Source organism: Nostoc sp., from assembly GCF_036917095.1.
Taxonomy (GTDB): Bacteria; Cyanobacteriota; Cyanobacteriia; order Cyanobacteriales; family Nostocaceae; genus Nostoc.
The window spans coordinates 211,661-238,203 of record NZ_JBALFH010000040.1 but is presented as its reverse complement, the minus strand read 5'-3'; the positions used below and the strand labels follow the sequence as shown (position 1 = coordinate 238,203).

At 42.3% G+C, this 26,543-nt stretch carries 28 protein-coding genes and 1 pseudogene; 14 read left to right on the top strand and 15 right to left on the bottom strand.

The genetic code is table 11. From position 1 onward, the window contains the following. Position 1 precedes the first annotated feature (1 nt). Together V7L01_RS20575 and V7L01_RS20570 are read right to left on the bottom strand one after the other, a co-directional pair. Entirely contained in the window at positions 2-1,918 is a 1,917-nt protein-coding gene (locus V7L01_RS20575; protein ID WP_335037899.1) for a hypothetical protein, read from the bottom strand. Positions 1,919-1,957: 39 nt separating this feature from the next. Further along, positions 1,958-2,635: a hypothetical protein gene (locus tag V7L01_RS20570; RefSeq protein WP_335037897.1), complete on the bottom strand. Its 678-nt coding sequence runs from the start codon at positions 2,633-2,635 to the stop codon at positions 1,958-1,960. A gap of 338 nt (positions 2,636-2,973) precedes the next feature. On the opposite strand from V7L01_RS20570, the gene V7L01_RS20565 reads away from it, so the two are divergent. Beyond that, complete coding sequence (locus tag V7L01_RS20565; protein ID WP_335037895.1) at positions 2,974-3,468, top strand: hypothetical protein; 495 nt, start codon at positions 2,974-2,976, stop codon at positions 3,466-3,468. Between the two features lie 93 nt (positions 3,469-3,561). Next, the gene (locus V7L01_RS20560; protein WP_335037893.1) at positions 3,562-3,891 is read left to right on the top strand and encodes a translation initiation factor; all 330 of its coding nucleotides are present in this window, start codon (positions 3,562-3,564) and stop codon (positions 3,889-3,891) included. 168 nt (positions 3,892-4,059) lie between these two features. On the opposite strand, the pseudogene V7L01_RS20555 reads toward V7L01_RS20560, so the two are convergent. The 5 genes and pseudogenes from V7L01_RS20555 to V7L01_RS20535 form a co-directional block, all read right to left on the bottom strand. Continuing rightward, positions 4,060-4,353: pseudogene (locus tag V7L01_RS20555) on the bottom strand (malate dehydrogenase); the annotation flags it as partial. Between the two features lie 139 nt (positions 4,354-4,492). Next, positions 4,493-4,708 (bottom strand): NAD(P)H-quinone oxidoreductase subunit O, encoded by a 216-nt coding sequence (locus V7L01_RS20550; RefSeq protein WP_335037891.1) that lies wholly within the window; start codon positions 4,706-4,708, stop codon positions 4,493-4,495. Between the two features lie 139 nt (positions 4,709-4,847). Next, a complete protein-coding gene (locus tag V7L01_RS20545) occupies positions 4,848-5,705 on the bottom strand; it encodes a DNA-formamidopyrimidine glycosylase (protein ID WP_335037889.1) in 858 nt (285 codons plus the stop codon). A gap of 250 nt (positions 5,706-5,955) precedes the next feature. Then, entirely contained in the window at positions 5,956-6,171 is a 216-nt protein-coding gene (locus V7L01_RS20540) for a photosystem I reaction center subunit IV (RefSeq protein ID WP_094332781.1), read from the bottom strand. A 276-nt stretch (positions 6,172-6,447) separates the two neighbouring features. After that, positions 6,448-7,032 (bottom strand): PAP/fibrillin family protein, encoded by a 585-nt coding sequence (locus V7L01_RS20535; protein ID WP_335037888.1) that lies wholly within the window; start codon positions 7,030-7,032, stop codon positions 6,448-6,450. Between the two features lie 243 nt (positions 7,033-7,275). Here V7L01_RS20535 and V7L01_RS20530 point away from each other — a divergent pair, with 243 nt between their 5' ends. Both V7L01_RS20530 and mraY read left to right on the top strand, forming a co-directional pair. After that, positions 7,276-7,512 carry a DUF3134 domain-containing protein gene (locus V7L01_RS20530; protein ID WP_335037886.1) on the top strand — a complete coding sequence of 79 codons (237 nt, stop codon included), beginning with the start codon at positions 7,276-7,278 and terminating at the stop codon, positions 7,510-7,512. A 79-nt stretch (positions 7,513-7,591) separates the two neighbouring features. Continuing rightward, positions 7,592-8,683 carry a phospho-N-acetylmuramoyl-pentapeptide-transferase gene (gene mraY, locus V7L01_RS20525; RefSeq protein WP_335037884.1) on the top strand — a complete coding sequence of 364 codons (1,092 nt, stop codon included), beginning with the start codon at positions 7,592-7,594 and terminating at the stop codon, positions 8,681-8,683. A 464-nt stretch (positions 8,684-9,147) separates the two neighbouring features. On the opposite strand, the gene V7L01_RS20520 is transcribed toward mraY, so the two are convergent. From V7L01_RS20520 to dtd, 4 genes are all read right to left on the bottom strand, one after another. Next, on the bottom strand, positions 9,148-10,902 hold the full coding sequence (locus V7L01_RS20520) for a diguanylate cyclase (protein ID WP_335037882.1): 1,755 nt from the start codon (positions 10,900-10,902) through the stop codon (positions 9,148-9,150). Between the two features lie 304 nt (positions 10,903-11,206). Further along, positions 11,207-11,719, bottom strand: coding sequence for a MogA/MoaB family molybdenum cofactor biosynthesis protein (locus tag V7L01_RS20515; RefSeq protein WP_335037880.1), 513 nt, complete (start codon positions 11,717-11,719; stop codon positions 11,207-11,209). 88 nt (positions 11,720-11,807) lie between these two features. After that, entirely contained in the window at positions 11,808-12,143 is a 336-nt protein-coding gene (psb28, locus tag V7L01_RS20510) for a photosystem II reaction center protein Psb28 (RefSeq protein WP_335037878.1), read from the bottom strand. Between the two features lie 103 nt (positions 12,144-12,246). Then, on the bottom strand, positions 12,247-12,699 hold the full coding sequence (dtd, locus tag V7L01_RS20505; RefSeq protein ID WP_335037877.1) for a D-aminoacyl-tRNA deacylase: 453 nt from the start codon (positions 12,697-12,699) through the stop codon (positions 12,247-12,249). Positions 12,700-12,853: 154 nt separating this feature from the next. Between dtd and V7L01_RS20500 the strand changes: the two genes are divergently transcribed. Beyond that, complete coding sequence (locus V7L01_RS20500) at positions 12,854-13,648, top strand: Rpn family recombination-promoting nuclease/putative transposase (protein WP_335037876.1); 795 nt, start codon at positions 12,854-12,856, stop codon at positions 13,646-13,648. A 162-nt stretch (positions 13,649-13,810) separates the two neighbouring features. Here the strand turns inward: V7L01_RS20500 and V7L01_RS20495 are convergent, their stop codons facing one another. Further along, on the bottom strand, positions 13,811-14,920 hold the full coding sequence (locus V7L01_RS20495; protein ID WP_335037874.1) for a CobW family GTP-binding protein: 1,110 nt from the start codon (positions 14,918-14,920) through the stop codon (positions 13,811-13,813). Between the two features lie 137 nt (positions 14,921-15,057). Here V7L01_RS20495 and cysS point away from each other — a divergent pair, with 137 nt between their 5' ends. From cysS to V7L01_RS20480, 3 genes are all read left to right on the top strand, one after another. Beyond that, the gene (cysS, locus tag V7L01_RS20490) at positions 15,058-16,530 is read left to right on the top strand and encodes a cysteine--tRNA ligase (RefSeq protein WP_335037871.1); all 1,473 of its coding nucleotides are present in this window, start codon (positions 15,058-15,060) and stop codon (positions 16,528-16,530) included. A 13-nt stretch (positions 16,531-16,543) separates the two neighbouring features. Continuing rightward, the gene (locus tag V7L01_RS20485; protein ID WP_335037869.1) at positions 16,544-17,983 is read left to right on the top strand and encodes a TldD/PmbA family protein; all 1,440 of its coding nucleotides are present in this window, start codon (positions 16,544-16,546) and stop codon (positions 17,981-17,983) included. A 326-nt stretch (positions 17,984-18,309) separates the two neighbouring features. Beyond that, positions 18,310-19,656, top strand: coding sequence for a TldD/PmbA family protein (locus V7L01_RS20480; RefSeq protein ID WP_335037866.1), 1,347 nt, complete (start codon positions 18,310-18,312; stop codon positions 19,654-19,656). A gap of 97 nt (positions 19,657-19,753) precedes the next feature. Here V7L01_RS20480 and V7L01_RS20475 read toward each other — a convergent pair whose 3' ends face one another. The 3 genes from V7L01_RS20475 to coaD form a co-directional block, all read right to left on the bottom strand. Then, the gene (locus tag V7L01_RS20475; protein WP_335037864.1) at positions 19,754-20,080 is read right to left on the bottom strand and encodes a Ycf66 family protein; all 327 of its coding nucleotides are present in this window, start codon (positions 20,078-20,080) and stop codon (positions 19,754-19,756) included. A gap of 145 nt (positions 20,081-20,225) precedes the next feature. Then, the gene (locus V7L01_RS20470) at positions 20,226-20,894 is read right to left on the bottom strand and encodes a DivIVA domain-containing protein (RefSeq protein WP_335037862.1); all 669 of its coding nucleotides are present in this window, start codon (positions 20,892-20,894) and stop codon (positions 20,226-20,228) included. Next, the gene (coaD, locus tag V7L01_RS20465; RefSeq protein WP_335037859.1) at positions 20,804-21,355 is read right to left on the bottom strand and encodes a pantetheine-phosphate adenylyltransferase; all 552 of its coding nucleotides are present in this window, start codon (positions 21,353-21,355) and stop codon (positions 20,804-20,806) included. The genes V7L01_RS20470 and coaD overlap by 91 nt, the downstream gene beginning before the upstream one ends. Before the next feature lie 295 nt (positions 21,356-21,650). Between coaD and lgt the strand changes: the two genes are divergently transcribed. The 6 genes from lgt (at position 21,651) to V7L01_RS20435 (ending at position 26,467) form a co-directional block, all read left to right on the top strand. Then, positions 21,651-22,526, top strand: a complete 876-nt coding sequence (lgt, locus tag V7L01_RS20460) for a prolipoprotein diacylglyceryl transferase (RefSeq protein WP_335037857.1) — start codon at positions 21,651-21,653, stop codon at positions 22,524-22,526. Between the two features lie 213 nt (positions 22,527-22,739). Further along, positions 22,740-23,558 (top strand): precorrin-4 C(11)-methyltransferase, encoded by an 819-nt coding sequence (cobM, locus tag V7L01_RS20455; protein ID WP_335037855.1) that lies wholly within the window; start codon positions 22,740-22,742, stop codon positions 23,556-23,558. Between the two features lie 22 nt (positions 23,559-23,580). Further along, on the top strand, positions 23,581-24,021 hold the full coding sequence (locus tag V7L01_RS20450) for a hypothetical protein (protein ID WP_335037854.1): 441 nt from the start codon (positions 23,581-23,583) through the stop codon (positions 24,019-24,021). A gap of 84 nt (positions 24,022-24,105) precedes the next feature. Next, positions 24,106-24,459 (top strand): phenylpyruvate tautomerase MIF-related protein, encoded by a 354-nt coding sequence (locus V7L01_RS20445; RefSeq protein WP_335037852.1) that lies wholly within the window; start codon positions 24,106-24,108, stop codon positions 24,457-24,459. 78 nt (positions 24,460-24,537) lie between these two features. Beyond that, on the top strand, positions 24,538-25,632 hold the full coding sequence (rlmN, locus tag V7L01_RS20440; RefSeq protein ID WP_335037850.1) for a 23S rRNA (adenine(2503)-C(2))-methyltransferase RlmN: 1,095 nt from the start codon (positions 24,538-24,540) through the stop codon (positions 25,630-25,632). A gap of 364 nt (positions 25,633-25,996) precedes the next feature. Then, on the top strand, positions 25,997-26,467 hold the full coding sequence (locus tag V7L01_RS20435; RefSeq protein ID WP_335037848.1) for a hypothetical protein: 471 nt from the start codon (positions 25,997-25,999) through the stop codon (positions 26,465-26,467). Positions 26,468-26,543 lie beyond the last annotated feature (76 nt).

The following is a 26,543-nucleotide window of genomic DNA, read 5'->3' as shown; positions in this document are numbered from 1 at the left end:
ACTATAGATTTAGGTCGATATTATCGGCAGTAGCAACACTTCGAGGAATACTAATAGGTAATCCATCATCAGTTAAATTTGTAGGTTCTTGCCCAGAAGGATCGCTAAGTATTTCTCGAATCAAAGGATTGTTGATTGCTAGTTGCTTCTGCTCAATAAAATCAAATACCTCTTCTTCTGTAAGTTCGTAACTATCTTTGTTATACCAAACAAAATAGATAGCTAATAGAGGTTTAATATCTTGGCTTTGCAAGCTTACCCATTCTCCACCTTTTTCTTTCAAAAGTATTCTTAAACGTTCTCTAGCTAATCCTGCACCTGGATTAATCTTTTTTGAACGAACTAAACAACCGCGAGTTAGATCAAACCTTCTGTAGTCAATTAATCGATTCAATGCTGCACCAATAAACTTGCCGTCTTGCTGAACTACAGTTACTCCAATTCTCACTTTCCTATTTTTGTCAACAATTCTGAAATCTATATAACCATCGTCTGCTGCACTAGCTTTTATTTCTTCAATGTCTTCAATTGTCACTCCCTCTACAGTTTCACCAATTAAGCTATTGAAAGCTAGCCAAAGAGCATTACCCATAGTTTCTTGTTCTTCCATTAATGAATCAATAGAAGCGTCAACATTTGCTAATTCACTATTGAAGTATGGTTTAACTGGATGAATTGTTGTAGATGTCCATGTACCTATAGGATCTGTATTACTTGTTTTTACTTTTGCAGTGTCATCAACATTCGTCCCATTAGGTATAAAATTCTCTGCACACCATTTTAAAACTGATCTTACAGTAGGTCTACTCTTACCAAGTTCTCTTAGTTTAGTTTCATTAAATGGGTAGAGAGGATGAGGCGGAGTTTGTTGATGTTCCTCATAAAAATCTTGTAACCATTGACTAACGAGAGCAACGATATCATCAGAATTGAGAAAGCTTAGTTTTATAGGCTGTCTATCAGCTTGATCGCTTACTAATCTATCTATAACTGCTTCAGCTTCTGGTAAAGCCTTGATTTGGTCTTCCCAGGTACGAGGATACATAGCTAACAGTAAAACACTTTGTTTTAGACTGTTATATAAATCCTTAACTAAGTTTGCAATAACTTGTGCTGCTAAAAATCCATTATCAGCAGCATCTGCAATATCTAATTCGTCAAAACAAATCACTGGAACTCGATAATTACTAGTGATATCTAAAATTTGACGCGCAGTGCTTAATGCTTCAGCTTCTCTATCCTCGCTTTTAGGATTTGGCAAACCCATTGCTTCAGCTTGGGATTGTGCTAATTCCAAACCAGATAACCAATAGCTTGCATAATTAATATGGGCTGAAGAAAGTGTCCACAAAATCGCTTTTACTATGTAAGGATTGGTTATTTCAGGCTTGATTTTGAGAACACTTTCTGTTAAATGAACTATCGCCTTAGTTGAGTGTTGACTCAACCAACCTGGATACATATTAATATACTGTTGTGGCGTATATTCCCACTGTTTTGCTTCGTTAATTAAAGCTGCTGCAATTTCCTGCCATTGCATTACTTTTTGACTACCAAAAGCTCTGAGACTAGATGCGACACTTTGGAGAAACAGGGAATTAATTTGATTCAAATTATCATACTTACTCATATAGATAAATAAGCTACCATCTTCTGTCTGTAATCGGTGGCGAATCCGACTAATAATATGGCTTTTACCTAACCCTTTCTCGGCTGTAATTGTGATACCTACAGTTTCACGTTTTCCTTTTCGGACTTTATCAACAGCATCAAAAACTGCATTAGAAGCATGAGCATTAATTGAGGGAACATCAGGGAAACTTTTACCCCAGATTTGTTGCGGTCTGACCACAATATGTCCTGCAAAAGGGTTTTGATTTCTAATCAGATCATCAATGGTAGATGTGGTAACAGTCATAGCGTTGTGAAATTAATGTGTGAAGAGTCTAAATAAGGTTTAAGGTTTCAGGCGTGTGGCGTAGCAACGTAATCCATCTAATTCTGTAGCTACCGAATCTTCAATTTTGTCGGGTGCGCTGTCTTCTACACTCCCGCCCTGTAGTTGCAAAATATCGTTAGCTTGCGTTTCCAGCAGCCAATCATTAAACTCTGTACGACTCACGCGATCGCCAATTCCTCTTCTAATCCGATAAATTGGCACTAGATTATTAAAGTTGTATTCATAGTTCAGCTTGTCGTAGACTTCCAATGCCACTGACTTAAACTCGTCATAAGATGCGATTCCTTTAGAAAGCTCCGCTAACGCACTCTTCCCATTAACTGGTACATCTGCACCAGTTACCGCAACATCAATCTGACTAATCCAACGCAACAATGCATTCGCCGCCCAAGTACCGACAATCGTCCCTTCAAATTTAAAATCAGAACTTCTCAAACCCTCACCCAACACCTCCAAACCCTTGGTAGATGTCAGAGAGTATCCTTTTTTGGAGATTGCGATCGCACCCTGCTTCTGTAATTCCTCGAATATCCCTTGATAATCTGCTACCTTCTGGCTTTTAGATACAATTCGCTTAGTGAGTTGGCCCTTCTTAACTTCCTGCTGCGTTCCTCCCAAATCCCACAAAGCCAAAAGGAGACGAGTGCTAGTTAGGGCTGCGTTTTGTGATGTCATATTGAGTGTATTTTTTGGCAAAGATCATCATAGTAACTGTATCTTTTTAAATTATTTATCCAAAAAAACTAACCGAGAAATTGCTGAATATTTCGGCGTTTTAGCTAAATTGATTAATAAAAAATCAACAATATATTTCCTTAGGATGAATGCAGTTTCTCTCGAAGGCAGGATGGAATACTTGAGAAAATGGCTCATCATGACAGTGAAACGCTGTAGCTGTGCAGTTGTAAATTGAGTGGTAGATGTTTTTTCAATCCCGCGCGAAATAACAGGAATTCCAACTTTGTTTTTGCAACAGCAAAGCTTTTAGCAAATACAGGTGATGATGAAATCCGATGAACACAATAATTAAAGAACGTAAAATAGTTTCGCGTCTATTTGCAGTGCTGCTTTGTGCATTGCTAACCGTACCCTTGCTGAGTAGCTGCGGAGGAGGTTCCCGAAACGCTTCTGTGCCACCACCTGTTGATGATACTGCTGGTAGAACAGTGAGCGATCGCAACGCTACAAACCAACCTGAAGCTAAGAAGGGATTAGGTACAGGGCAAAAAGTAGCACTTTTGGCGGGCGCTGCGGCACTTTACTACATGTACAATCAACATAAGAATGCTCCAAAAGAAGGAGCGCAAGGTAAGTACTATCTTTCCAAGAACGGGCGTGTATACTACCGCGATGCTGAAAATCGCGCTCACTGGGTAACTCCACCATCAGAAGGAATTCGAGTACCAGAATCTGAAGCACAACAATATCGGCAATTCCAAGGCTATAACGGGAATTCTTCAGGTCGCGATCTAACTGGTATAACTTCATCCGCAGCTCCAGCACTTTAGATGCGAAGCGTGTGTAAATAAGAGAGCGGGTTTCCCGGAGGATAACGCCGATCGCGCACGTCGGAAACACGAACTTAAATCAGGAGACAGATTATGGTAGATGAATTTTTCCGAAAGGCGAAGGATCTCTTGTTGGGAGGTAACGGCGAGCAATCCGAAGATGCTGAATTTCGCGATCGCGATGTCCGCCCAGCCAGCGAAGACCCCTACGGTGACCCCGCAGACCCGGCATCTTATGGCAACGTGATTCCAGCCAGTCAAGACCCCTATGGCGACCCCGCAGATATCGCGTCTTACGGCAATGTCCGCCCAGCTAGCGAAGACCCTTACGGCGACCCCGCAGACCAAGGGGAGTTTGGTGACGTCCGCCCAGCCAGCGAAGACCCCTACGGCGACCCCGCAGATGAGGATTCCCGCCGTTAAGGCGAAACCTAACTCCAAGCAAGTTTACTTACTAGGGAATGGGGAGAATTCAGTTCAACGAACCTCTCCCTGCCTTGAAGTAAACTTCAACTCTTCCCTCTCCGACTCGGAGAGGGAAGTTTTTGCGTAGTAAAACCAGGGAGAGGTTTTTTTATTAAGCATTACGCATTACGAATTATTCGATCGGCTATTGTTACCCAAAATTTCCTGCGATCGCTCAATACTTTTTCGCACAGATTGAGCCGAAGTATGCAAACCCTCTCTTTCGCGATCGCTGAGATTTAATTCCAAAATACTTTCAATTCCACCGCATCCCAACCGACAGGAAACACCAATCACAACATCTTCTAAACCGTATTCACCTTGTAGATACGCCGCCACAGGTAACAAGCGTGACTGATTTAGCAAAATCGATTCTACCATCACACTAGTAGCCAATGCCGGAGCAAAAAAAGCCCCACCCCCAACCCCTCTTTGCTTGCGGGGAGGTCGGGGCCCCCTCTGGGGATTAGGGGCAGGGAGACAAAGCATAGCTTTGGCGGGGTGGGGTTCTTATTTTTGATTTATGCAAGAGGTCTATTCTGACTTCTGAAATCTTTTATTATTTAAACTCTTCAAGCTGATCCACACGTAACCAAACATTTGGCGTTGGCACTTTCCCGAACTTAACAAGGGCGTAATCACCTTTGACATCTACAATTTCGCCCTTGCTGTCAAACAAATAGGGAGGAAAGCGAGTATCACTGGCTTTTGCTTCCAGACTGTTTTCCAGTTTCTCGCGGATAGCGCGAACCATATCTCCTTTTTTGACTGCCATGAATTTCCCTCTCAAATTTCTAGATTAGACTTACCCGCATTTTAAAAGACTTCCGAGTTAAAAACTCCTAACTCTTGTACAGACGCGATTAATCGCGTCTCTCCTAACTCTTGTACAGACGCGATTAATCGCGTCTCTCCTAACTCCTAACTCCCCGTACCGTTTGGCACTGGGGGCAAAAGTGACTAGATCGCCCAGCTAACCTAATCCGTTGAATTGGTATACCACATACTCGACAGGGTTCTCCAGCGCGGTTATAAACCCAGGCAACACCACCATAATTGCCGTTGACGCCTTTAACACTTAAGAAATTACTAAAAGTCGTACCACCAGCCTCAATACTGGTTTCTAAGACTTGAATTATGGCTGTTCGCAAACGCTCAATTTGCTTTAGCTGCAAATCTATACACAAAGTTTCAGGTAAAATTCCACTTTTAAACAATGCTTCATCGGCATAAATGTTACCTAATCCCGCCACCACCGATTGATCGAGTAGCGCAGTCTTAATCGGACGACGGCGGTTTTGGAGTTTGCTTGCTAAATACTCGACAGTGAATTCCGGTGAAAACGGATCTGCTGCCAGTTTTGCCAAACCAGTCATAATACTTTCTACAGCAACACCAGGTGGAACCCACCACATTTTCCCAAAGGTACGCTGATCGACAAAGCGTAATTCCTGCCGATCGCCAAAAAATAATCTGACCCGCGTGTGCTTATGTAATGGTTCATCTCGATCCAGCCATAATAGCTGACCGGTCATTCGCAAATGAACCCCTAGCCAACCTGTGGAAGAGGAGGAGAGTTCGGCTAGAAGATACTTACCGCGACGATGCCAAGTGGCGATTGCATTCTTTTTAATTCCATCAACAAACTCACCAACAGAAAACGGGTAGGCGATGGTGCGATCGAGCAACACATCTCCACCCGTTATTTCTTGATTGAGGGTCAATTGATTTAGACCCCTTCGGACTGTTTCAACTTCAGGCAGTTCAGGCATTCAAGCTGATTAAGCAGGCAATTTTGATGTATTTGAGGGATCGAGGAAAAAGAGATTGGGTAGTAGTTACAGATCCGTAGGTGGCTCGTATTACTACTCCAGAGAAACCGTAAATACCCGCAGGGCAGCTTCTCATAGATTAGGGTAGGCTTTAATGAAAGATGAATGAACTGAAATTTTCAGACTTCATACTTCAGACTTAAGACTACCCTTCATCATCGCATCAAATAACCCCTTTGTAGCTTTGCTGCTATTTTTTCGGTGGTTTAGCCTTTGGTGCTTCAACCTCAACTAATTCATCCTGAGCAAAGTTGTTGGTATTGATACCAGAGTAATTGACCTTATCAAAGCGGACAATTACAGGGTATTTGATGCCGCTTTGGTCAATGGAAGCCACAGTTCCAAGATCCTGAAACCAGTAGGACTCAGGGCGGAGAATACGTACTTTAGAACCACGTTGAACCATGATTATTTTCCCTTTTAGTTATCAATCGCCAATCTAGAGGGCTAATTGATTTCACTCTACAACCTGAAGGTCGCACCAGGAGTCTTTGTTAAGTTATTTGTCTGAATTGGGCATGAAGCATTGGGTATTGGTCATTGGGCATTGAATATTAGTAATTCTTTTTCCCTCATCTCCTCACTCTCATAGCACATACCAAATTTAAAACTGTATTAGACCCTACTTGACAAGGTACATGTTATAGCGTACCTTCATCGCAAACAGTATTTTTGTACAAACTTATGTTTTACTCAATACGAACACGCTGCCCTCGTTACCTCTGCCTATCCGCAGATCGTTATCTATATAGGTGATATCTAACCAGCCTTCCTGTCGATCGCTCTTGATTGCAAAATCAATCGCCGGAAATTTTTTACCTGCTTCAATTTGTTGGATAAAAGTTACCGGAGAATTGTATTCTATTAAACGTTGCAAGCCGATAATAGAACGCTCAAATTTCACTTGGACACGCCGACCTGAAACTGGCTCAAATTTAGCAGCAACGCTGACTAATCCTTCTAAATAAGGTAAGCCATAAATCTCAGCTATGTTGTAAACACTGGCAGTATCTACCCGGATACACTGATAGATTTCACCGAGTTTGGATAAAGGTAGACGATCTAAGTTTAAAAGAGCATTGCTAGTGGTGTATAGTAATCGCCAATTGCCATCTAGCAAATTACCAGCTTCCACCGGACGGGGTGTAGGATTAAAATCTTCTAAATTGGCGATCGCTGCTAAGATAGCCTGTTTCTGTGCTTGGGTCGCCAGTAGACCGCGATTTGTACCAGCGATCGCATCTAAAAGAGCCGCTTTTTCCATCATCGCCTGTCACCTCTAAAATCAGTCACTTTCCATCAGCATAAACAAGATATTCATAACCTATGTATAGAGCCATAAAAATTACTAAATAACCGCTTTAGGTAAGCAATACGCCTATTAAATAAAAAATTTCTATCTGAATGCGGATTTATCAACTAAAGCGTTGAAAGGATAACTAAATAAATCCGTGTCAAGTGATAGACTCTAAATGTCAACTTAGGTAAACCTTTTCTTGTCCTCCTCGATATGTTGAACTCTCCATTACGTGAAGTACCCCGTAACCAAAGAGCCGATGTCATCCCCCTAAAGCAAGAGTCTTCTTTGTTGGACTGGTTGCAAATCAATGGTCGGATCATCGCGCGTGACGTTCACGAACCGGATTTTCAAGATGACGAAGAAGAAATAGACTCCCTAATGGGTGTAGAAGATGGAATTGGCTACGACCTTGATGATGATGACGATATAGGAATCGCTGAGGATTAGCCTTTTCAGGCTAGGGACTTAGTAGTATCCCTAGTTCCTGGTATTAAGTTTTATAAGTGTGGAGTGAAGGGAAACTTCTGTGGACGCTAAATTATCTCCTGAGCAAGGATTAAATATTTCTGGAATCGCTCTAGCCTCTTTATTAGCCGTAGGGTTAGGTACAACAGCATTTTTCTTGGATTCGTTAGCCAATAGGCTACCTTGGCAAAGTATGTCCTTAACCCTGCCACTACTTTTGTGTGCGCTGGGTTCGGGTGTCGTGGGTTTTTGGGTAATACCCCTACTTCAAGCACTCAAAACTGGACAAATAATTCGCGAAGATGGGCCCCAAGCCCATCTAAAAAAGGCAGGCACCCCAACAATGGGAGGTATATTTTTTATACCTGTAGGAGTGTTAATCGCCTGTATATTGTCTAACTTTGCTACAGACGTACTTGCAGTTTCGGCATTGACAATCAGCTATGGATTTATTGGCTGGCTCGACGATTGGCAAATTCTGCGCCGTAAATCAAATAAAGGTATATCTCCCCGAACAAAACTAACTTTGCAGGTGAGTTTTGCGGCTGTGTTTTGTCTATGGCTGATGTTTAATCAACCTTCTAATATTACAAATATTGCTTTGCCTTGGGTAAGCTTTACACTACCCTTAGGATTCCTATTTTGGCCTTTAGCAGGTTTTGTCCTAGTTGCAGAAAGTAATGCAACTAATTTAACAGATGGTATTGATGGCTTGGCAGCAGGAACAGTAGCGATCGCACTTTTAGCATTAGGTGCCTTAGTCGCGCCTACAGCACCTGGGTTGATGGTTTTCTGTGCTGCTTTAAGTGGTGGTTGCTTAGGTTTCTTAGCCCATAATCGTAACCCAGCCCGCGTTTTCATGGGAGATACTGGTTCTTTAGCACTGGGAGGAGCTTTAGCTGCTGTAGCACTATTGACAAACTCCTTAGTCGCTCTGTTCATTCTCGGTGGTATCTTCTTCGTAGAAACTCTTTCTGTGATGGCACAGGTAAGTTATTACAAAGCTACTAAGGGCCCTGATGGCAAAGGCAAGCGCCTTTTCAAAATGGCACCCTTACACCATCATTTAGAACTGACTGGTTGGTCAGAATTACAAGTGGTTGGAGTATTTTATGTCATCGCTGCTATATTGGCTGCCATCTGCTTGGCGTAGGCGCAGCCCGCCACAGCCATCGCTCCATTCTGAATCGTTTGAAAAACTGCTCGAATACAAAATGACAACTCCCACATCTTCAGGGAGTTGTTTTTATATATAGGAAATTTATAAGTTTCTGATTTCTATGCTGGAAAGTCTGACGCTTGATGCCGATCTGACTTTTCACGTTATATGGAAAAGCCAACGATTGACCTAACCCCCTAACCCCCAACTCGTCGCGGGAAGGGGGAAAATTCAAAGTCTCTCTCCTTAAAGGATGAGAGAAATAGAAGTGAGGTTTTCCAGATACCGTGAAAAGTCAGGATGCCGACTGAAGAACAGCTCGTTTCACCGCTTGGGGTTTTTTGAATTATCAATTATTAATTAAAATAAGTTGGCACAATAAAAGCAAACTGTGTGCAGAAAAGCAAACAAGGCTGAAACCCTTTTTATCCCAACGATAATTATTTACGCCGACCTACTTAATTATAGGTATTTACATACTCCATAACCCGATTCTTCCCTGTTCGCTTTGCCTCAAGCATCGCTTGATTTGCCCGATTCAGAAAATCTTTAACCGTAATCCCTGATTCTGATACAGCTATTCCAAAAGAAGCGGTAATGCTTTCGAGAATGCGATCGCCGTCCCTCAGTTGCATTTGTTGAACATCTACTCTTAGTTGTTCTACTCGCTTCCTGAGGGTTTCCAGTGACATATTAGGCATCACAATCACAAATTCTTCACCACCCCATCGGCAAGGAATATCAAAAGAGCGAATAGATTTTAGCAGCAGCTTTGCTAATCCCTGGAGAACAATGTTGGCAGTCACATGCCCATAGCGCGAGTTGTAAGATTTGAAGTTATCAATATCAAGAAAAATAACACTAAGAGGTTGTCCCGACCGTTCAGCTTCCGCCAGCCTCTGTTCCATTATGGTTTGCATATAATTTTGATTGAATAGTTGGGTCATTCCATCCCGCAAGTTATCATAAGTTAAACGTTGTTTTATCGATAGATTATTCAGTGCAATGCCTAATGTTCTAGCAATAATCTCAGTAATTTGTTGCTTTTCTGGACTTATTTCTTCAAGCGCATAGATATGTAAAACCCCAGCTACTTCGCCTTGTCCAAAGAATGGAACACACAAATGTGTGCCGATAACAGGCTGTATTAAGTGGCTGCACATTAGTCCTGAACTCCGAGGCGATAAAAGGTTTAATTTTCCTCTTCTCAATGCCCAACACTCAGATTGTGAAAATATTTCTTTACTAATTTTTTCATCTCCCCAAATACTATTCATCTGAACATAATTCTTGGAATTAGCAATTATATAGATACAACCACTCATATTAGGAAACAGCTTGGAACAGGTTAAAGCGACTACTTGATACACCTCATCTTCAGACTCGCAGGAATAAAGCATATCCGCCATATCTGAAAGATATATAAGTTCTCGTTTTTTTGCCTCTAATTCCCGTGCTTTTTCTTCTAGCTGCTGATTTAAGTCAGTGAGCGATCGCTGTGCTTCTATGGTTTCTGTAATATCGATACTAATGCCACCGATACGGCGATCGCCCGTTGCATAATCGCTAAAGGGAAACTTAAAGGATAGCCAGTAGCACGGCCGATCGTCGCTACCAGGTATCTTTACCTCTTCAATCAGTTTCAAGGGGCGTAGAGTTTTCAAAACGACTCGATCGTTTTCCATTACTCGCCGCCCTTCTTCTGGATTTGGCAAGAATTCACTATCAGTTTTCCCCAACCATTCTTGTGGATCTACCAAGAATCTAGACTGTAGTTCCTGGTTGTAATAAAGCACCCTAGATTGCTCATCTTTGATATATGCTCCAAACGGCCCCTGATCTAGGAATAGCTGTTGCATTTGCTGGCTGCGTTGAAGTTCGCGAGTATCTTCTTGAGATTTAGCGATCGCCTCTACAATTTGATAAGCGGTTGGCATCAAATAGAATAAGGCAGACAAGGAAACAAACGCCATTAGGTCGAGCACGCCTAAGTGCAGCAGGGACACAGCCACATGTGGCTCAAAGATCGCCAGAAGGTGATGAAATCCGCAAAATAGTACGAATCCACCTGATAATAAAAAGGCTAACCAAAACTTAGAAGGGATAGTTGCCTTAGTTCTGGCAAAAAAAGCCCCTATTACTATAGGAATGCCAAAGTATGAAAATGCAGTGATGCCGTGAGCAATTATGCAATTCCAGTAAATAGACTCCATTGCTGACCTGATATTAACATCTTATTCGTTTCACTATGATTATCTTTGGGTAGCTAAAAATGCAAGTATAGAAAGGATGATATTAATGCGTCATAAGTTACTTTTATAAAAGGATGTTTGTAAAGTATCAAATTGTATCGAGATTCTCCCAATATTGCAGTGACTCCCCTTAAAATGGGGAAATAAACTTTTCAAAATCCTCTTTTGTAAGGGTAATTTACGAGGATTGAAAATCTTTGGTACATCACCGACCACTTTTCAAACATCCTCTAAAGCTTTTCATAGTAAATTTCTCAACAGTTGTTTATTTCACTGTCTTACAAACCTGACTTACCAAGTGAGCGAGTTCTGGCAAAATCAGTTTTTCCATCGCCAGTCGCACAGCATTACTGGAACCGGGAAGCGAAAAGATTAATTTATTTTGATAAACACCAGCAACAGCGCGAGAAGCGATCGCCCGCGAACCAATTTCTTGATAACTTAAAAAACGAAATAACTCACCAAATCCCGGCAAAGTTTTCTCCAGTAACTTCTCAATGGCATCGTAGGTGGTATCTCTTGGCGCAATACCTGTACCACCATTGAAAATTACAGCATCCAAATTTGAGCTTTTACCCAGATTTTCTATCTGTTCTTGAATTTGTGCTGGCTCATCTTTGATAATCGTGTAGGCTCCTACAGCATGGTTAACACCAAGGAGTAACTGCTGAATTAGCTGGCCACTTTTGTCTGTTTCCAAAGTGCGTGTATCGCTGACAGTAACGACAGCACAAGTTACCGTAATTCTAGACGAGTCTGGGTGGGGTTGTGATATCATGGGAAACTTGTTAAACGGCTACATAAAGTTATTAGTCCTTAGTTTTTGGTTTTTAGGAAATAACTAATGACTAAGGACTAATTACAGCTTAAGCTTTGCTCAGTCCCAGATCGTTTTCTTCAGCATACCGCTCCATGAAACGCATAAAGCGATCCCACTCTTGGGCAGACTTCATCACGTAAAGTGCTTCTAATTCTTCCGGTTTCCCGTTGACAAATTTAGCCTTAACTTCACGGGTAATTATTTCGCCTTCTTCGTCAATCAAGTACATCCCGGTAATATCCTCGGTGGTAGCTTGATCTAAAATCTTTGGATTCGTAAAAATAAACGTCGCTGTACCACTGTCGCCAGTGCGCGATCGCGTCAGACGCACATCTGGAGTTACTTCTTCGTCAAGACCTCTAGAAAACTGGATTTTCGCCATGATGAATGAATTTAAACTTTTGTGATGGTTAATTTAATATTCTCTCATCAATTAGAACACCACGGTCTAGAGGCTATTGTTATTCATTTTTTAGTGTATATACTTAAATTGCTTCTTTTTCAAGTAACAAAGTTACAGGGCCATCGTTTTCAATTAAGACTTCCATCATTGCACCAAATTGACCTGTTTCCACCTGCAAACCACTAGCTCTTAACTTGGTAACAAAACGATTATACAAATCTGCTGCTGATTGGGGAGCGGCTGAACGGTCAAAAGAAGGACGGCGACCTTTGCGACAGTCACCGTAAAGCGTAAACTGACTGACTACCAATAACTCACCGCCAATTTCTTGTACGGATTTTTGCCAGCGTTCGTCTCCTTCCGCATCAGGAAACAGCCGTAATTCCAAGCACTTACGCACCATCCAGTCGATTTCAGCATCAGTATCGGTATTAGCAATACCCACGAGCAAATTTAGCCCCCGGCCAACTTTACCGACAATTTCACCGTTAACTGTAACTTGAGATGATTTGACTCGCTGGATAACAACGCGCATTGTAATCTAGATGTTCATCAACGTTTCCGGATTCAAAGCCTCTCTCCGAAATGGAGAGAAATTTATAGTGAGAAGTAATCTCAATATTTTTTACATTACTTAACCTAGTTTGATTTATTCTCGCCTCTTACTTACCACCTGATAAAATCTCTTAATGTTTGATAACGTTTGTAAGTTCCTTGCTGAAACTTTCTCCAGTGACTTTGCCACTTGGTTGTTAGGAGAATCTATCACCCTCACAGAATTAAGCCCTTCTGAGCTTTCTCTTGAACCAATCCGCGCTGATGCGTTGATATTGCTCCAATCCGATGAAGTCGTGCTGCATTTGGAATTCCAAACCCAACCCAAAGCTGATATTCCCTTTCGGATGATTGATTATCGGTTGCGAGTGTATCGCCGCTTTAAAAGTAAGCGAATGCGTCAGGTAGTGATTTATCTGCAACAAACAAATTCAGAATTCGTGCAGCAAACCACATTCACTTTAGAAGAAACCTCTCATAGGTTCGAGGTAATTCGTCTTTGGGAGCAACCAACAAGTGTATTTTTGGAGCACCCGGGATTATTACCATTTGCGGCGTTAAGTCAGACAAATAACCGCACTGCTACCTTACAAAAAGTTGCTCAGGAAATTTCAGGAATTACCGATCGACGTATTCAGAACAATATTGCAGCCTCAGCCTTCATTCTGGCTGGGTTAGTATTAGAGAAAGAGATAATTCAACAATTGCTGCGGAGGGAACTTATGCAGGAGTCAGTAACTTATCAAGCTATCCTTGCTGAAGGTTTAGCTGAAGGTCGTGCTGAAGGTCGTGCTGAAGAAGTGCGGCGTGTAGCGATGAATTTGCTCAAAGAGGGAATTTCGGTGGAAATAGTGGCGAAAGTGACGGGGTTATCCGTGGAGCAGGTACAGCAGTTGGCAAGTGAAGAACCCGGTAATGTAGGGGAGTAAGGAAGCGATGTCTACGACGGGCTATTCGGCGTCGCGATTCTCTCATTTTCATCGATCAAAATCGATGGCGGAACCATTAGAAATCCATTCCCAGGTTCCACCTGGGAACGAGTATTAAACTTTTGTACAGACGCGATTAATCGCGTCTTTAACTCCTAACTTTTATTTGCCAAAGCCTTTACCGCGAGAGGTTGAAGGCAGACAAATGCAGTTTTCGAGTTGACTAATTAAAGCCTCACGATCCAAATTTTGACCAATCAGCACGATTTGGTTTTTCAATTTACCTTTCCATTCATCATCATCCAAGGTGAAGCGTTTACCACAAAGGTGGAAAATATGACGCTTCGGACTTTCATCAAACCACATAATCCCCTTCGCTCGGAAGATATTTGAGGATAGCTGGTTATCTAAGAAATACTGAAATTTCCTAATAGAAAAAGGCTTGTCACTTTGGAAAGATATGGAAGTAAAACCATCATTTTCTAAATGGTCAGAATGATCGTGATGATGGTGGTCATGGTCGTGGTCATGATGGTCATGACCGCATGTTGAGTGGTCATGATCGTCATGATGATCGTGATGGTCGTGATGGTCGTGTTCATCGACCACTGTGTCAAAATATTTATCTGACTCAAACAGACCAACACTCAGAATTAAAGGAAGTGGCACTTGCGATCGCGTAGCGCGGATAATTCTTGCTCCTTCCTTGACTTCGTTAATTTTCGCTTCTAACTCGTTCAAAGTAGCTTCATCAACCAAATCAGCCTTGTTCAGGACAATTACATCACCATAGGCAATCTGACTGTATGCTGCTTCAGAGTTAAATAAATCTAGGCTGTAATTCGCCGCATCTACCACAGTAATAATCGAATCTAAGCGAGTTAAATCCCGCAATTCTGTGCTTAAGAAGGTTAGAGCTACTGGTAGCGGATCTGCCAATCCAGTTGTTTCCACTACTAGATAATCTAGATTTTCTTGGCGTTCTAAAACTTTGTAAACTGCATCTACTAAATCATTATTAATAGTGCAGCAGATACAACCATTATTTAGCTCCACCATGTTCTCACCAGTGGAAACAATTAGCTCGTTGTCGATGCCAATTTCGCCAAATTCATTCACTAGAACAGCGGTTTTCAAACCCTGTTGGTTGTTGAGGATATGATTAAGTAAAGTCGTCTTGCCACTACCGAGAAAGCCCGTAATAATTGTTACTGGCATTCCTTGTTTGGGCGTATCCATTGCCGAAGATTCGGGTGTAACTGCTGATTGCATAGCGCTGTTATCAAATAGTCAAAAAATAGTAATGTAGCGCAGATAGTCCAGAAAACACTAGCATAGGGATGCTGGACTGTCATCCCAGCTGCTTTACCCTATTATTACGTATCTTCTTATTTCAGCATTACTCTGTTATGACCCTAACCCTTTACAATACCCTCACCCGTCGTCCAGAACCGTTTGAAACAGTCGAACCAGGCAAGGTTAAGATGTATTACTGCGGCGTGACGGTGTACGATTACTGCCATTTGGGTCATGCTAGAGCTTGCATCGTTTGGGACGTAGTACGCCGATACCTCCAGTTTATCGGCTATGAAGTCCGATATATCCAAAATTTTACTGATATTGATGACAAGATTCTCAATCGAGCCTGTGTTGAACATTCATCGATGGAAGCTGTAGCCGATCGCTTTATCAAAGCATATTTTGAGGATATGGCGCGGTTAGGAATCAAAGAAGCTGATGAATATCCCCGCGCTACCCACACGATGAATGGCATTCAGCGGTTAATTCATGAGTTGGAAAATAAGGGTTTTGCTTACCCTGCTGAGGGCGATGTGTATTATGCAGTGCGGCAGTTTGCTGAGTATGGCAAGCTTTCGGGACGTAAGTTAGAAGATATGCAAGCCGGGAAAAGCGATCGCGTCAACGTAGAAGATCCAGAGTACCAAAAAAAGAAAGACCCCTTTGATTTTGCTTTGTGGAAGGCAGCAAAACCGGGAGAACCAGCTTGGGAATCACCTTGGGGCGCAGGTCGTCCGGGGTGGCACATAGAATGCTCGGCAATGGTACGCGATCGCCTGGGTGATACCATAGATATTCATGCTGGTGGCGCTGACTTAATTTTTCCCCACCATGAAAACGAAATTGCCCAATCTGAGGCTGTAACAGGAAAACCCTTAGCGCTTTACTGGTTGCATAACGGCATGGTGAAGGTAGATGGTGAAAAAATGTCCAAATCTTTGGGCAACTTTACCACTATTCGAGAATTACTGGATCGAGGAGTTGACCCGATGGCGGTACGGTTGTTTGTACTGACCGCTCAATATCGCACACCCATAGATTTTACCGACGAAGCGATCGCCGCAGCAACCAACGGTTGGCACACCATTAAAGAAGGTTTACTCTTCGGCTACCAATACGGCAAAAAACTAGGTTGGGATTTAGAGACTGGGAATATGCCAATACCCAGCACCCAATCCCCAGTACCCAATTCTTATATTGAACGTTTCCAAGAAACTGTGAATAACGACTTTAATTTTCCTGGTGGGTTAACAGTGCTGTTTGAATTAGCCAAAGAACTGCGCCGCGAAGGAAATATTATTGTGCATGAAGGGAAAACTGAAACTTCCCCTGATGAGTTAAAACATCAATGGCAAACTCTTGTCACATTGGCTGGAGTTTTGGGTTTAGAAGCCGAGATAGAAACAGAAATTCACACGAGTAGTGGTTTGAGCGATGCAGAAATTGAAGCAAAAATTCAGCAAAGGCAAGAAGCACGTCAAGCCAAAAATTTTGCTGAAAGCGATCGCATTCGTGACCAACTCCAAGCAGAAGGTATTACGCTAATTGATAGCCGTGATGGTACACGCTGGCACCGGAATTAAATTTTAAATTGTTATGTGGACTACTCTCAAAAAAGCGATCGCTAGTTTCGACATTCCCGCTGATTGGATCGGTATTAGAGCCGTAAAGGAAACTTCTACTACCCGTTTTGTCCGTGACGCCTTACCCCAGCTAAACGCCAAATCCTTCACTGTCGGAGCCATGCTGGAAGTTTTGGTCAATGGCTGTCTGGGTTATGCAGCTACTAACTCCCTAGAACTGTCTTCCTTACAAGATGCTGCCCAAACAGCCTATAAACAGGCGCTAGCAGCCAGTGAATGGTGGATACATCCCTTCCGTGCTACTGAGCGCCCTAAAGTCGTTGGTGAATATAAATCTCCATTTCTTGAGCCATTGGATGCTCTGAGTCCGGGAGAAATCAACGATTTACTGATTCGTATTTGCCAAACATTGAAGGTTGATGACAAGATTGTGCAAACCATAGCCAGTGCTAGCACAACCGAGAGAGAATCTTGGTTTATTAGCACTAATGGTTCAGAAGTCTATCAAAAAATACTATCTATAGGCACTAATTACGGAGCCACCGCCCAAGATGGAGCGGTTGTACAACAGCGCAGCAACAACGGTTCGCAAGCAAACTGTTACCAAGGCGGACTAGAACTTTTAAAACAAGAAAACTTATGGCATCGGGTGCGGCAAATTGGCGAACAAGCTGTAGAACTCTTGACAGCAGAAGAATGCCCGACCACCCGTACCAATTTAGTTTTAGCCCCAGACCAAATGATGCTGCAAATCCATGAAAGTGTCGGGCATCCTCTAGAAATTGACCGAATTTTAGGAGATGAGCGTAACTATGCTGGGGGTAGCTTCGTTAATAAAAGTGATTTTGGCAACCTAGTATATGGTTCGCCGCTGATGAACATTACCTTTGATCCCACCGTGCCTGGTGAATTTGCCAGCTATGGCTTTGATGATACGGGTGCTGTAGCAACACGCGAGTATTTGGTTAAAGAAGGTGTACTCCAACGAGGTTTAGGCAGTCTGGAGAGCCAGGTAAGAGCGGGTGTACCAGGAGTTGCCTGTGCCCGTGCTTGCTCATGGAATCGACCAGCGATCGATCGCATGGCAAACTTGAATTTAGAGCCTTTAAACGCTAGCTTTGAAGACATTATTGGCGGGATAGAACACGGCGTTTACATGGAATCTAACCGATCTTGGTCAATTGACGATCGCCGCTACAAATTCCAATTTGGTTGTGAGTACGCTAAATTAATTGAGAATGGTAAACTCACTAAAACCCTCCGCAATCCCAACTACCGCGCCACAACACCAGAATTTTGGCATAGCTTAACCCAAGTAGGTAATGCTGACAACTGGCAAATGTATGGTACCCCTTATTGTGGTAAAGGGGAACCAAATCAGGCCATTTGGGTAGGACATGGTTCACCTGTTTGTGTGTTTGCTAATGTCGAAGTTTTTGGTGGAGGAACTTAAATAATTGGTAATTTGTAATGACGCTCTCTACGAGACGCTAAAAGCGTAGCTTGCTTCTCTGAAAGAGTACGCGGACTCGCTACCGCTACGCTATCGTAATTGCATTTTGCATAGGGATTTAAACCTAAAACAAAATGCGTCTACTTGTAGCGAGGGATTTTAACCCGTCGAATAATTATGAATTAGTAATTACTAACTATGTTGAAAAAGTGCAAATTCAGTAGCTAGTTGTTAAGAGTTTTAGATTAAAAACTTTTTCATTAAATTAATAACTCCTAACACCTAGCTTTCTCCACCTCTTTATTCCCTATTAATATCTAATATCCATGAAAATTGAGGAATTATCTGCGTTAGAAGTCAGCTTTAATCGACTGGTTGAAACTCTAGTTATCAAAAAAGCAGAAAATGAACAATTCACGGTGAGACTCAGTAGTGAAAGAAGTCAATTTACTCGTTTCAATCATGCGAAAGTGCGACAAACTGGTTGTGTTGCTGATGGTTGGATCGAACTGACTTTGATGGCAGATCGGCGCAGCAGTGTTCGGCAGTTTCCCTTTACTGGGAATTGGGACGTAGATTGGCAATTAGCATATTCTGCTTTGCAGGAACTACGTGATGAACTTATTCTATTACCCATCGATCCATATCTAGTTTTACCATCAGGAACTAATACCAGCCGGGAAGTACATTCTGGAAATTTATTGGCGGCGGAAGCAGTAGTACCAACTGTGATACAACTAGTTTCTGAATTAGATTTTACAGGGATATATGCAGGGGGATTGATAGTTAAAGCTTATGGTGATTCCAACGGTCAAAAACACTGGTTTGCTACTGATACTTTTACCTTAGATTATTCTCTATTTTCCACTTCTGGGCAAGCTGTTAAGGGCACATTTGCCGGGAGTTATTGGGATATTTCTGCTTACATAGCCAAAATTAACGAAGCCAAAAAGCAACTTGAATTGCTTGCTCGTCCAGCTAAAGAATTGCCACGGGGACAATACAAAACTTATTTTGCACCTGCTGCTGTTGCAGATTTATTACTAATGCTTTCTTGGGGAGCAGTCAGCGAAGCTGATATCCAACAAGGAAACAGTGCTTTAGCTGCTTTATCGCGTCAAGAAAAACAACTTTCTCGAAGATTTAGTTTGAAAGAAAATTTTCAGCGGGGATTAGTGCCGCGATTTAATGAATTGGGAGAAATGGCAGCACCGGAGTTACCTGTAATAGAAAAAGGATATTTGGTAAATACTTTGGTGAATTCTCGCACTGCTAAGGAATATCAAAAAACTGCCAACGGTGCTAATGGTTCAGAGACTTTACGAGCGCCAGAAGTGAGTACTGGCAATTTAGCATTTGAGCAGATTCTTCCGAGTTTAGATACAGGATTATATGTATCGAATTTACATTACTTGAATTGGAGCGATCGCCACACTGGTAGAATCACAGGTATGACCCGTTATGCTTGTTTTTGGGTAGAAAACGGAGAAATTACTGCCCCCATTGAAAACTTACGTTTTGATGAAAGTCTCTACCGCTTCTGGGGAGAAAACTTAGTCGATTTGACTAATTTTCAAGAATTCATTCCCGAAGTAGGTACATACGAAAGTCGTCAACTTGGAGGTAGTTTAGTTCCCGGTATGCTGGTGGAAGATTTTACATATACTTTGTAATCATATTGTGTAAAAACATCCTATTCTTGCTAGAGACGCGTTAGCGTAACGGGGCAAAGCCCAGTCCGAGTTCACGTCTCTACAAAAAATTATAAAATTATCTATCTCTGTAAACTGCATTAATTACAATATCTTTGACACTCAGGTAAAGAATTAATAGCAACAATAAAAATTGCTCAAATTGAAGAACTGGATCTAAACGCCAACCTTGATAATACAAGATTACTCCACTTAACAACATTATAATTGGCGTAAATATAAGTTGGATAATGTAAAGGGCTAAAGCCCAACCTCTAAGCCTGGTTCCACGTTGGGATAGCCAAGCTACTGTTAAAATCAAGTAAATAATTGCCCAAAGCAAATAAATAATTCCAATTAAACCAGCTATATTTAATCCAAAGTTAACTTGAGCGAAAGTAAGCATTTATTAAAAATCCTGCTTAATTACAAGCCAAAATTTTAAATCTATTACCAGGTAGCTTCCCCAAAAGTCTTAACTAATGAAAATTGTTGGGTTTCGCTATTGCTTAACCCAACCGATAATTTCTCCTCATCTCTCGCTAGAACCTCTATCTTTTTTTGCCAGGGGGTGAATTGCGCTGAGTGAGGTTATCAATTTGTAATTGTTGCCGTCCGTTGGTGATAATTCGCAACATATCTTTGAGATCCTGCTCAATATTTTCCAGGACGCCATCGGCATATGCATCAGCACCATCTTCAATTTCTTGAGCGTGAGCGATCGCAGTTTGTCGTATTTGCTCTAACTCTTGCTGACAAGCATACCGCTTGCGGTCAATCTCGGCGAGGGTTTCTTGCATTATTCCCTCACACTCTTGTTGCACTTGTCGCCGCAGTTGTTCGGCTTCTTGTTCTGCCTGTTGAATAATATTGCTTTCAGCTAAAATTTGCGCTCTTTTCGCTTGCGCGGCCTCAACAATCTGCTGCCCATACTCTTCCGCTTCCAGCAGAATTCCTTCCTTTTGTTCCAGAATCACTGCTGCTTCTTGAAAAAGTGATGGCAAGGCAAGCCGGATGTAATCAAGCTGATCGAGCAGCTTTTCTTCATCTATGAGTGTGCGTCCTGTCAGCGGAATCCTGAGACTAGAGAGAACCATTTCCTCTAGGCGGTTGAGTTCCTGCTGAATATCTATGCTTCCCTCTCCACCGAGATACTCTTGAGGGGGGGGATTGCTTCCGTTGAGATTGGGTTCAACATTGGAGATTTCTGATTGTAGCATTGGTATATATCTAGGGCAATGTGTGGGGGAACGAGATGATCGATAGAGCCACCAAACCTTGCAATCTCTTTTACCACACTACTACTTAAAAAACTATACTCATTTGAGGTTGCGAGAAAAACTGTTTCTATTTGGGTAGAAAGAGTTTTATTGGTGTGAGCCATTTGCAGTTCCACTTCAAAATCTGACACAGCCCGTAAACCCCGGATCAAAACTTGTGCTTGTTGCATTTGAGCATAGTTGACGGTAAGACCATCAAAGCTGTCTACTTCTACATTAGGTAGATGTTGTGTAGAATGACTAATCTGATCTAGCCGTTGCTGCACACTAAAAAGTGGCATTTTGTTGGGGTTCCGTAGTACAGCGACAATCACCCGCTCAAACAGCCGACTACCGCGCTGGATAAGGTCAAGGTGTCCCAAGGTGATGGGGTCGAAGCTACCTGGATAAATAGCAATCACAATTTTAAATATATCAAAGTTGTTTAGGTGATTATATCGAAACCGTTTTGTGTAACTTACTCAAATCTACCATCTTGCGCTCTGAGTAAGGATGTTAAACTCAATTGTTTTAGTGGCACAAGTTATGCTCAACTAAGCGTTAGGAACTAGACTCCTAAATATGGATACTGGATTTTTACCTATGTTCTCACAATGTTGTGGAAGATTTAAGTGTAGTTCCAGTATTCGAGACTTAAGAAACTCCGTACTTAGCAAAGTGCGTGGGTAGTTAACGAACTATTCTAGGTAATTTTTCATGGCACTGGATTTTTCCACCTTGCCCTTGGCGTTTCAATTTACTTCTCCAGGACCGATTCTGGTGAAAATAGGGCCACTAGCTATCCGCTGGTATGGCTTATTAATTGCCACAGCAGTGTTAATTGGCGTCATCCTTTCCCAAGAATTGGCAAAGCGCCGTAATGTTAATCCTGAGTTGTTAGGCGATTTATTCTTTTGGTTGTTGATTGGGGCAATTCCTGGCGCACGGCTATATTACGTTTTGTTTGAATGGTCAAAATATGCGCCGACTCCAGGAAAAATCTTTGCTATCTGGGAAGGAGGTATTGCCATTCACGGAGCGATTCTTGGTGGCGTTTTGGCTGCGTTAATCTTTGCCAAAATCAAGCAGGTTTCTTTCTGGCAACTGGCAGATTTAGTCGCGCCTTCGCTGATTTTAGGGCAGGCGATCGGGCGTTGGGGCAATTTCTTTAATTCTGAAGCTTTTGGCGATCCGACTGATTTACCTTGGAAATTGTATATTCCACCAGACCATCGTCCTCTAGAATATGTTAGTTCCGATTACTTTCATCCCACCTTTCTCTACGAATCTCTGTGGGATTTAATGGTGTTTACGCTATTAATAACGTTGTTTTTCCGGTCTTTATCTGGTAAGCCACGCTTGAAGGTAGGTACGCTGTTTCTAGTTTACTGGCCAGCCTACAGCTTAGGACGCTTGTGGATCGAAGGCTTTCGCACTGATAGCTTAATGCTGGGGCCGTTAAAAATGGCACAAGTAGTCAGTAGTTTAGGAATTTTATTGGGATTAGTTGGATTAGCTTGGCTTTATTTACTCAAGCGCCCTTTACCCGATGTAGTTCCTACTCCGAAGGGAAATGGGGAGATGAGGGGATGAGGAACCTGGGGGAGCAGGGGAGGCTGGGGGAGAAAGAATAACTAATGCCCAATTCTCAATTCCCAATTCCCAATGAATAAAAAATAAAAAATGCCCCAGAGTATTCTCTAGGGCTTAACCAGGGTGCATCTACCATTACTCTCTACTAGGGAAAGAGGGTGAATCCGGAAAGATACTGAAGAATTTATCAAAAAGATTTTTTGAGGGATTGCCGTGTGTTCTTTTAGAAGTGAATATACAGAAAAGTGGAGCTATAAAAAAACACTATATGCTGTAGAACCATCTGTGTATATTGTGGGAGCAGGCCCTGGAGATCCTGATTTATTAACGGTTAAGGCACAGAAACTACTGGCTGTTGCTGATGTGATTTTATTTGCTGATTCTTTAGTACCCGAACAGATTTTAGAACTTTGCCGAGAAGATGCGGAGATAATTAGAACTGCGAATCTGACTTTAGAAGAGATTTTGGCGATTACGATCGATAGAGTGCGATCGCAGCACAAATCTCTAGTCCGTCTGCATTCTGGCGATCCTAGTCTCTACAGTGCCATCCACGAGCAAATGCAGCTCCTTGCAGAGGCAAATATTCCTTTTGAAGTCATCCCAGGTATCAGCGCCTTTCAAGCCGCTGCTGCCAAACTTAAAGTAGAACTGACTGTCCCTGGTTTAGTCCAAACTATCATTTTGACCCGGATCAGCGGACGTACAGAAGTCCCTGCCGCTGAAGAATTAGCCTCTCTCGCGGCACATCAGGCTAGTCTCTGCCTGTATTTGAGTGCGCGTCACGTCGAAAATGCCCAAGCAAAACTACTCGAACACTATCCAGTCGAAACCCCCATTGCAATTTGCTTTCGCATCGGATGGCCCGATGAAAAAATCAGGGTTGTCCCTCTAAATCAAATGGCAGACTGCACTCATAAAGAAAAACTAATTCGTACTACACTTTATATAATCAGTCCAGCCCTCTCGGCAGCAACAGGGCGATCGCGTTTATATCATCCCGAACATAGTCACCTATTTCGCTCAGAGTAGTCCAAGAAATATAGCAACAGAGATGTCAATACCGAAAAAAGGTACCAGAAAAATAATAGTTGATGGAGAACCATTCATCTGGCTAATCCGAAGGCAAGCTACTAACTCTCAAGCAGACTATCCTGAGGGACATCTCCATGTTGCCGTAGAACACGCTACTGAGGCTGGCTCAGTATTAGCGATTCTTACTGATAGGTTTCATCCACAGGGATACAGCCTCATTAATAGCGAACTAGTGCCAATACAACCTCAAGATGCATTAGGAGAGGTTCGGGCTTGGAGAATTGAGCCAAGGTATGAAATAACCGCAGTAACACCAAAAGACGTAGCGTTATGGATAAAACAAGCTATGGAAATAGGATGGTTGCCTAAAAAGTCAGGTATAACTTTTAAAGTTAGCGTTATTGGCAGTAGTATGAAAAAAGCTGCAACTAGGGAAAAAATACCCTTAAATTTTTATTAGCAAAAACTTTTAGAATATTAAACTGTACTCTGCATTTCGATAAACTTAACAGTGTAATAAAATCCCAAATTGCAATTCGGTACTATGCCATTAATTAAAGTGCAAACTTCTGCATCTGCTCCTCAAAAAGCTGAAATTGAGTCAATGCTTTTAAACCTGTCAGCCAAGTTAGCGAAACATTTGGGAAAACCAGAATCCTATGTAATGACTGCTTTTGAACCGGGAATCCCCATGACTTTTGCAGGGAATACAGACCCGGTTTGCTACATTGAAATTAAGAGTATTGGCACAATGAAGCCAGACCAAACCGCAGCAATGAGTCAGGAATTTTGCCAACAGATTAACCAAACTCTAGGTGTGCCTAAAAATCGCATTTACATAGAGTTTGCAGATGCTAAGGGTGCGATGTGGGGCTGGAACGGCACAACCTTTGGGTAATTTCCCATCTTCTTTGGTTAAGTCTAAGTTAATCTGGCAGGTGTAGGATAGAGATCCTACATCAACTGTTGATTTTTTATGTCTGCTACGCCTCTTGTATCTCAAGTTGAGTTACACAACCCAGAAAAATCAGAATTAATTCCTCCCCTTCTCGGCGCTTCTCTTGCGGAGTTAACCACTTGGGTGCAGCAACAGGGACAACCTGCTTACAGAGCAAAGCAGCTGCATGAATGGATCTATGACAAGGGAGTGCGATCGCTAGCTGATATTTCTGTCTTCCCCAAGCAATGGCGTGCAGAATTAGCAGAAATCCCGATTGGGCGCTCAATTTTACACTACCGCTCTGAGGCTCCCGATGGCACAGTCAAATATCTTTTACGATTAACAGACGGGCAAATTATTGAAACTGTTGGCATTCCCACCTTCGCGGAAGGGGGAGAAGGCCCAAAATCCCGTTTGACAGTTTGCGTCTCTACTCAGGTGGGTTGCCCAATGGCGTGTGATTTCTGCGCTACTGGTAAGGGAGGCTACAAGCGCAACCTAGCACGGCACGAAATTGTCGATCAGGTGTTAACTGTGCAGGAAGATTTTCAGCAACGGGTTAGCAATGTCGTGTTTATGGGGCTGGGCGAACCGTTGTTGAATACTGAGAATGTCCTAGCGGCCCTGAAATCCCTCAATCAAGATGTCGGTATAGGGCAGCGATCGCTTACAGTTTCAACAGTTGGTATTCGCGATCGCATCCGTCAGTTCGCGCAAAACCATTTGCAAATCACTCTGGCTGTGAGTCTGCACGCACCCAACCAAGCACTGCGGGAAAAACTCATCCCCAGCGCCCGCGCCTATCCTCTAGAAGATTTGCTGGCTGAATGTCGAGAATATGTAGAAATCACTGGACGCCGCGTTACCTTTGAGTACGTTCTCCTGGCTGGTGTCAACGATTTACCAGAACATGCATTGGAACTTTCAAAATGCCTGCGAGGATTCCAAAGTCATGTGAATTTGATTCCTTATAATCCCATCCAAGAAGTAGACTACAAACGCCCCAACCGCGATCGCATTCAAGCATTTGTCAACGTCCTCAAGCAGCAAAATACTGCTGTTAGCGTCCGTTATTCCCGTGGTTTAGAAGCCGATGCTGCTTGCGGGCAATTGAGAGCAAGTAAGAATTAAACTTTTTGCGCTTAGTAAATTTAATTACTTTTATCTCACACATAGCTGGACTTCGAGCGAGAAAGTTCAGCAGTTGTCATAAGTAAAATCATCGCTCACATCTTTAACCAGCAGCAAGCGATCGCTCTTAAGTATTTTTACTGTAGAACTTACAAATATAACAGTTGTGGGAGCGGCTAGGAAGACTCTGACAACTTAACTTATATGAAAAATTGACCCTATCTAGTGGTAATTATTTAGATTCTGTATCAGTATCCTCAAGCTCTGAAGGCTGGTAATTACTACAACAAGGCAGCGCTAGAAATTGTTATCTTAAGGGTAGCGATCGCTCAACCCAACCTATAGCAATTGACCAAATAACTGTATGTTGAATCGCTCATCAATGCTTAAACTATCGCTAGTAGTGATTGTTCTTGCAAAAGCTTTGCCCATGAATTCTCCTGCCTATGGAGAAATAATTCAGCCGAATCCTCTGCAACGCGAGTCCTTTCAAGAAAGAATGAGACAACAACAAGAGGAGCAAATTCAGCGAACACAAGAGCAAATGAACGAAACATGGCTACGGCAAAACCTTCCACAACCACAACTACAACAACAGCTGAGAATACAACAGCAACAATTTTCACAACAACAAGAAGAACTTAGACGTCAGCAACAGCTGAGACTACAACAGCAAGACCTTACACAACAATGGCAAAATTTTACGCGACAGCAACAGCTGAGAATACAACAGCAACAACTTAGACAAGATCAACAAATTAGACAACAGCAAGAATTGAGATTACAACAACAGAGACTACAACAACAATTTAGGCAACAGAAAAACAACCTGTGAAGTGTTTAAAATCTCTGTTAAATAACCTTATGATTAAAAATTAGAGAAAACATTCTCCAATTTTTAATTTTTTTTT

Coding starts and splice junctions, on each gene's coding strand:
- V7L01_RS20530 (WP_335037886.1), top strand. CDS start 7,276: ATGTTGAACTCTCCATTACGTGAAGTACCCCGTAACCAAAGAGCCGAT.
- V7L01_RS20475 (WP_335037864.1), bottom strand. CDS start 20,080: ATGCTTACTTTCGCTCAAGTTAACTTTGGATTAAATATAGCTGGTTTA.
- V7L01_RS20550 (WP_335037891.1), bottom strand. CDS start 4,708: ATGGCAGTCAAAAAAGGAGATATGGTTCGCGCTATCCGCGAGAAACTG.
- rlmN (WP_335037850.1), top strand. CDS start 24,538: ATGTCTGCTACGCCTCTTGTATCTCAAGTTGAGTTACACAACCCAGAA.
- V7L01_RS20560 (WP_335037893.1), top strand. CDS start 3,562: ATGGTAGATGAATTTTTCCGAAAGGCGAAGGATCTCTTGTTGGGAGGT.
- V7L01_RS20445 (WP_335037852.1), top strand. CDS start 24,106: ATGCCATTAATTAAAGTGCAAACTTCTGCATCTGCTCCTCAAAAAGCT.
- dtd (WP_335037877.1), bottom strand. CDS start 12,699: ATGCGCGTTGTTATCCAGCGAGTCAAATCATCTCAAGTTACAGTTAAC.
- V7L01_RS20570 (WP_335037897.1), bottom strand. CDS start 2,635: ATGACATCACAAAACGCAGCCCTAACTAGCACTCGTCTCCTTTTGGCT.
- V7L01_RS20515 (WP_335037880.1), bottom strand. CDS start 11,719: ATGATATCACAACCCCACCCAGACTCGTCTAGAATTACGGTAACTTGT.
- V7L01_RS20520 (WP_335037882.1), bottom strand. CDS start 10,902: ATGGAGTCTATTTACTGGAATTGCATAATTGCTCACGGCATCACTGCA.
- lgt (WP_335037857.1), top strand. CDS start 21,651: ATGGCACTGGATTTTTCCACCTTGCCCTTGGCGTTTCAATTTACTTCT.
- V7L01_RS20450 (WP_335037854.1), top strand. CDS start 23,581: ATGTCAATACCGAAAAAAGGTACCAGAAAAATAATAGTTGATGGAGAA.
- V7L01_RS20470 (WP_335037862.1), bottom strand. CDS start 20,894: ATGCTACAATCAGAAATCTCCAATGTTGAACCCAATCTCAACGGAAGC.
- V7L01_RS20565 (WP_335037895.1), top strand. CDS start 2,974: ATGAACACAATAATTAAAGAACGTAAAATAGTTTCGCGTCTATTTGCA.
- V7L01_RS20495 (WP_335037874.1), bottom strand. CDS start 14,920: ATGCAATCAGCAGTTACACCCGAATCTTCGGCAATGGATACGCCCAAA.
- V7L01_RS20480 (WP_335037866.1), top strand. CDS start 18,310: ATGAAAATTGAGGAATTATCTGCGTTAGAAGTCAGCTTTAATCGACTG.
- V7L01_RS20485 (WP_335037869.1), top strand. CDS start 16,544: ATGTGGACTACTCTCAAAAAAGCGATCGCTAGTTTCGACATTCCCGCT.
- V7L01_RS20540 (WP_094332781.1), bottom strand. CDS start 6,171: ATGGTTCAACGTGGTTCTAAAGTACGTATTCTCCGCCCTGAGTCCTAC.
- V7L01_RS20545 (WP_335037889.1), bottom strand. CDS start 5,705: ATGCCTGAACTGCCTGAAGTTGAAACAGTCCGAAGGGGTCTAAATCAA.
- psb28 (WP_335037878.1), bottom strand. CDS start 12,143: ATGGCGAAAATCCAGTTTTCTAGAGGTCTTGACGAAGAAGTAACTCCA.
- V7L01_RS20535 (WP_335037888.1), bottom strand. CDS start 7,032: ATGATGGAAAAAGCGGCTCTTTTAGATGCGATCGCTGGTACAAATCGC.
- V7L01_RS20435 (WP_335037848.1), top strand. CDS start 25,997: ATGTTGAATCGCTCATCAATGCTTAAACTATCGCTAGTAGTGATTGTT.
- V7L01_RS20500 (WP_335037876.1), top strand. CDS start 12,854: ATGTTTGATAACGTTTGTAAGTTCCTTGCTGAAACTTTCTCCAGTGAC.
- V7L01_RS20575 (WP_335037899.1), bottom strand. CDS start 1,918: ATGACTGTTACCACATCTACCATTGATGATCTGATTAGAAATCAAAAC.
- cysS (WP_335037871.1), top strand. CDS start 15,058: ATGACCCTAACCCTTTACAATACCCTCACCCGTCGTCCAGAACCGTTT.